General features: G+C 71.7%; 4 protein-coding genes. All 4 read left to right on the top strand.

Annotated features, from left to right (window positions below):
- On the top strand, positions 1–1,512 hold a 1,512-nt coding region (locus tag ACWEN3_RS42690), incomplete at its 5' end, for a sugar ABC transporter ATP-binding protein (protein WP_452983004.1).
- Complete coding sequence (locus ACWEN3_RS42685; protein WP_452983001.1) at positions 1,509–2,474, top strand: ABC transporter permease; 966 nt, start codon at positions 1,509–1,511, stop codon at positions 2,472–2,474. The genes ACWEN3_RS42690 and ACWEN3_RS42685, both read left to right, overlap by 4 nt.
- Positions 2,471–3,472, top strand: a complete 1,002-nt coding sequence (locus ACWEN3_RS42680) for an ABC transporter permease (RefSeq protein WP_452982998.1) — start codon at positions 2,471–2,473, stop codon at positions 3,470–3,472. The genes ACWEN3_RS42685 and ACWEN3_RS42680 overlap by 4 nt, the downstream gene beginning before the upstream one ends.
- Positions 3,473–3,552: 80 nt before the next feature.
- Positions 3,553–4,160: LacI family DNA-binding transcriptional regulator (locus tag ACWEN3_RS42675; protein WP_452982995.1), on the top strand; the 608-nt coding region annotated here is incomplete at its 3' end.

Here is a 4,160-nt window from a genome sequence, read left to right as displayed (position 1 = left end):
ATCGGCGAGAACGGCGCGGGCAAGTCCACCCTGATCAAGGTGATGACCGGGGTCTACCGCCCGGACTCGGGCACGGTCCGACTGGACGGCCGGGCACGCGAGTTCCGCAACCCGCTCCAGGCCCAGGCGGACGGCATCTCCACCATCTACCAGGAGGTCAACCTCGTCCCGCTGATGTCGGTCGCCCGCAACCTGTACCTCGGCCGCGAGCCGCGCCGCTTCGGACTCGTCGACGTCGCCCGGATGAACCGCGAGGCCACCGAGGTGCTCGGCCGCTACGGCGTCCACGTCGACGTCACCCGCCCGCTGCGCACCCTCGGCCTCGGCGCCCAGCAGATGGTGGCGCTGGCCCGCGCGGTGCAGATCGACGCCCGCGTCGTCATCATGGACGAGCCCACCTCCTCGCTGGAGCCGCGCGAGGTCGACACCCTCTTCTCGGTCATCCGCGACCTGAAGCGGCAGGGCATCGCGGTGGTCTACGTCAGCCACCGGCTGGACGAGCTGTACGCCATCTGCGACCGGGTCACCGTGATGCGTGACGGCGCGGTCGTGCACACCGGGGAGATGGCGGGGCTCCAGCGGCTGCGGCTGGTCTCGCTGATGCTCGGACGGGAGATGTCCACCGTCCGCGAGAAGGGCACCACCGCCTTCGACACCGACCGGCACGACCGCCGTGAGGGCCGACCCGCGCTGCGGGCGAAGGAACTCTCGGTGCGGCACCGGCTGCACGACGTCTCCCTCGACATCCACCCCGGCGAAGTCGTCGGTCTCGGCGGCCTGCTGGGAGCCGGACGCAGCGAGACCGCCAAGGCGATCGTCGGCGCGCTCGCCACCGAGGGGGGAGCGGTCGAGGTCGAGGGCCGGCCGCTGCGGCGGCGCAGCCCCGCCGCCGCGATCCGCGCCGGTGTGGTGATGCTGCCCGAGGACCGCAAGGTGGAGGGCATCATCCCCAGTCTGTCGGTGCGCGAGAACATCTCGCTGGCGGCGCTGCCGCGCCTGTCGCGCGCCGGACTCGTCTCGGGGGCCAAGCAGGACGAGATCGTCTCCTTCTTCATGAAGCGGCTGCGGATCAAGGCGTCGAGCCCCGACCAGCGGGTCAGCGACCTGTCCGGCGGCAACCAGCAGAAGGTGCTGCTCGCCCGCTGGCTGTGCCTGAACCCGAAGGTGCTGCTGCTGGACGAGCCCACCCGGGGCATCGACGTCGGCGCCAAGGCCGAGGTGCAGGCACTGATCGACGAGCTGGCCGGCGACGGCCTCGGCGTGCTGCTGATCTCCTCCGACCTGGAGGAGCTGATCGAGGGCTCCGACCGGGTGGTGATCCTCAAGGACGGACAGGTCGTCGGCCACCTCGCCGACGACGAGGTCACCGAGGAGCGCCTGCTCGACGCGCTCGCCACCGCGCCCCCCGAGCCGGCCGGGGAAACGACCGGCGATACCGGCACACCGGCCGAGCCGACCGGCCAACGGTCCGCCGAGGACGCGTCCGCCCCCGTCAAGGAGAACCAGCGATGACCTCGCTCACCTGGACCGGCCCCGCCGCCGACCGGGCCCGACTGCTGCGCCTGCTCCAGGAGTACGGCGTCTACGCGGCCCTGGTCGTGCTGTTCTGCGTGGCCGTCGGCCTGGACACCTCGTTCGTCGAGATGAGCAACATCCGCGTGCAGCTCTTCCAGCTCGCCCCCACCCTGCTCGTCGCCCTCGGCATGGCCCTGGTCATCGGCACGGAGGGCATCGACCTGTCGGTCGGCGCCGTCATCGCGCTGGCCGCCTCCGTCGTACCGCTGTACGCGGGCTACGGACTCGGCGGGGCCCTGCCCGTCGCCCTGCTGCTGGGCGCGGCCTCGGGCGCGGTCGGCGGCGCGATGGTCGCGCTCACCCGCATCCAGCCCATCGTGGCCACCCTGTCGCTGATGATCGGCGTGCGGGGCCTGGCCGAGATCATCAACGGCAACTCCGCCAAGCCCGTCATGCAGTCCGGCATCCTCGACCTCGGCTCCCGCAACATCGCGGGGCTGCCCGAGATGGCGTGGATCGCCGGCGTGTGCGCGCTGCTCACCGGGCTGCTGGTGCGCCGCACCACCTTCGGCAGGCAGCTGGTGGCCGTCGGGGACAACCGGCAGGCCAGCCGGCTGTCCGGGCTGCCGGTACGACGCGTACTGATCACGGTGTACGTGATCTCCGGGGTGCTGGCCGCGCTGGCCGGCGTGCTCATCGTCAGTCACGGCGCCGAGGCCGATCCGGCCAACCAGGGCCTGAACATGGAGCTGAACGCGATCACCGCGGTCGTCGTCGGCGGCACCCCGCTGTCCGGGGGCCGGGTGCGGGTGCTCGGCACCGTCGCCGGGGCCCTGTTCATGCAGCTGATCACCGCGGTGCTCACCCAGCACAACGTGCACACGTCGTACACCCAGATCGTCGAGGCGGCCATCATCTGCTTCGCCGTGTACGCCTCCCAGGAGCGTGGTACCCGATGACCTCCACCGTCCTGACGACCGCACAGCCGGGGACCGGTGCCCCGCCTCCCACCCTCGGCGAGCGGATCGCCCCGCAGATCCAGCGGCGCGGCGCGCTGGCCGTGCTGGTACTGGTGGTCGTGATCGCCTCGGCCGGCTCCGACACCTTCTCGACCTGGTCCAACATCAGCAGCATCCTCGGCAACAACGCGTTCGTGTGGCTGCTGGCCCTCGGCATGACCTTCGTCATCATCACCGGAGGCATCGACCTGTCGGTCGGCTCCATGTACGCGCTCGGGGGAGTGCTCGGGGCCTACGGCTCCACGCACGGCACCTGGCTCGCGATCCTGCTGCCGACGGCCGTCGGCGCCGCCTGGGGCACCGTGCAGGGACTGCTCGTCGCGCGGGCCCGGATGGCGCCGTTCATCGTCACCCTGGTCGGACTGCTCGGGCTGCGCGGCCTGCTGCAGGCCATCACCGACGAGGGCGCGACCACCTACCTCGTGCCACAGGACTCCGCCTTCCGCTCCCTCGGCGCCGGCACCTGGACCCCGGCGCTGATCGTCGCCGTCCTCTTCGCCCTGGGCGCGCTGCTGCTGACCCGCACCGGGTTCGGCGCCACCCTCACCGCGATGGGCGGCAACGAGAACGCGGCACTGCTGCTCGGCCTGCCGGTGGCCCGCGCCAAGGTGCTGGTCTACCTGCTGTCGGGCACCCTGGCCGCGGCGGCCGGCGCGCTCGGCGGCGCCCGCCTGGGCTCCGGCGTGACCACCATCGGCGTCGGCTACGAACTGACCGCCATCGCCTCCGTGGTCATCGGCGGCACCCTGCTCACCGGGGGCAGCGGCTCGGTGGCCGGCACCGTCAGCGGCGTCCTGCTGCTCGCGGTGATCCACAACCTCATCGACCACTACTTCTCGCAGTACGGCTCCGCCTTCACCGACACTGTGAACGGCGCGTTTCTCGCTGTGGTAGTTCTGATGCAGGCCCTGCTCAGCCGCACCCAGCAGCTGGAATGAGCACCTTCCGCCGGACCTGGCGCGGCACGCCCGCACAGCGGACGGCCGGATTCCCCCTCCGCTTCTGAGAAAGGATCGCCGTGGGCGTCAGCCTCAAGGATGTCGCGCTGCGCGCCGGCGTGTCGGTCAAGACCGTCTCGAACGTCGTCAACGACTACCCGCACGTGACCCCGCGCACCCGTGAGCGGGTGCAGCGGGCCATCGACGAGCTGGGTTACCGGCCCAACCTGACGGCACGTCACCTCCGTAAGGGCCGCACCGGGTTGATCACCCTGGCCATCCCGGAACTGGGCAACCCCTACTTCGCGGAGGTGGCCGGCGCGGTGATCGACGCGGCGGCCCGGCACGATCTGACGGTGCTCCTCGACCACACCGCGGGGCTGCGCGAGAAGGAGCTGCTGGTGTCGCAGGGCTTCCGCTCGCACGTCATCGACGGGCTGATCCTCAGCCCGATCGGACTGGAGCGCGAGGACCTGCTGGAACGGCCCGACGGCCCGCCCATGGTGCTGCTGGGCGAGCGCGAGTACGACGGCCCCTACGACCACATCATGATCGACAACGTGGGCGCGGCGCGGATCGCGGTGCGCCATCTGCTCGACCTCGGCCGACGCCGGATCGCCTTCCTCGGCGCCCGCCGCGAGAGCGCCCGCCAGCCCGCCCACCTGCGGCTGCGAGGCTGGCGGGAGGC

The sequence above is a fragment of the Streptomyces sp. NPDC004561 genome, assembly GCF_053602155.1.
This window is presented reverse-complemented; position numbering and strand designations above follow the sequence as displayed.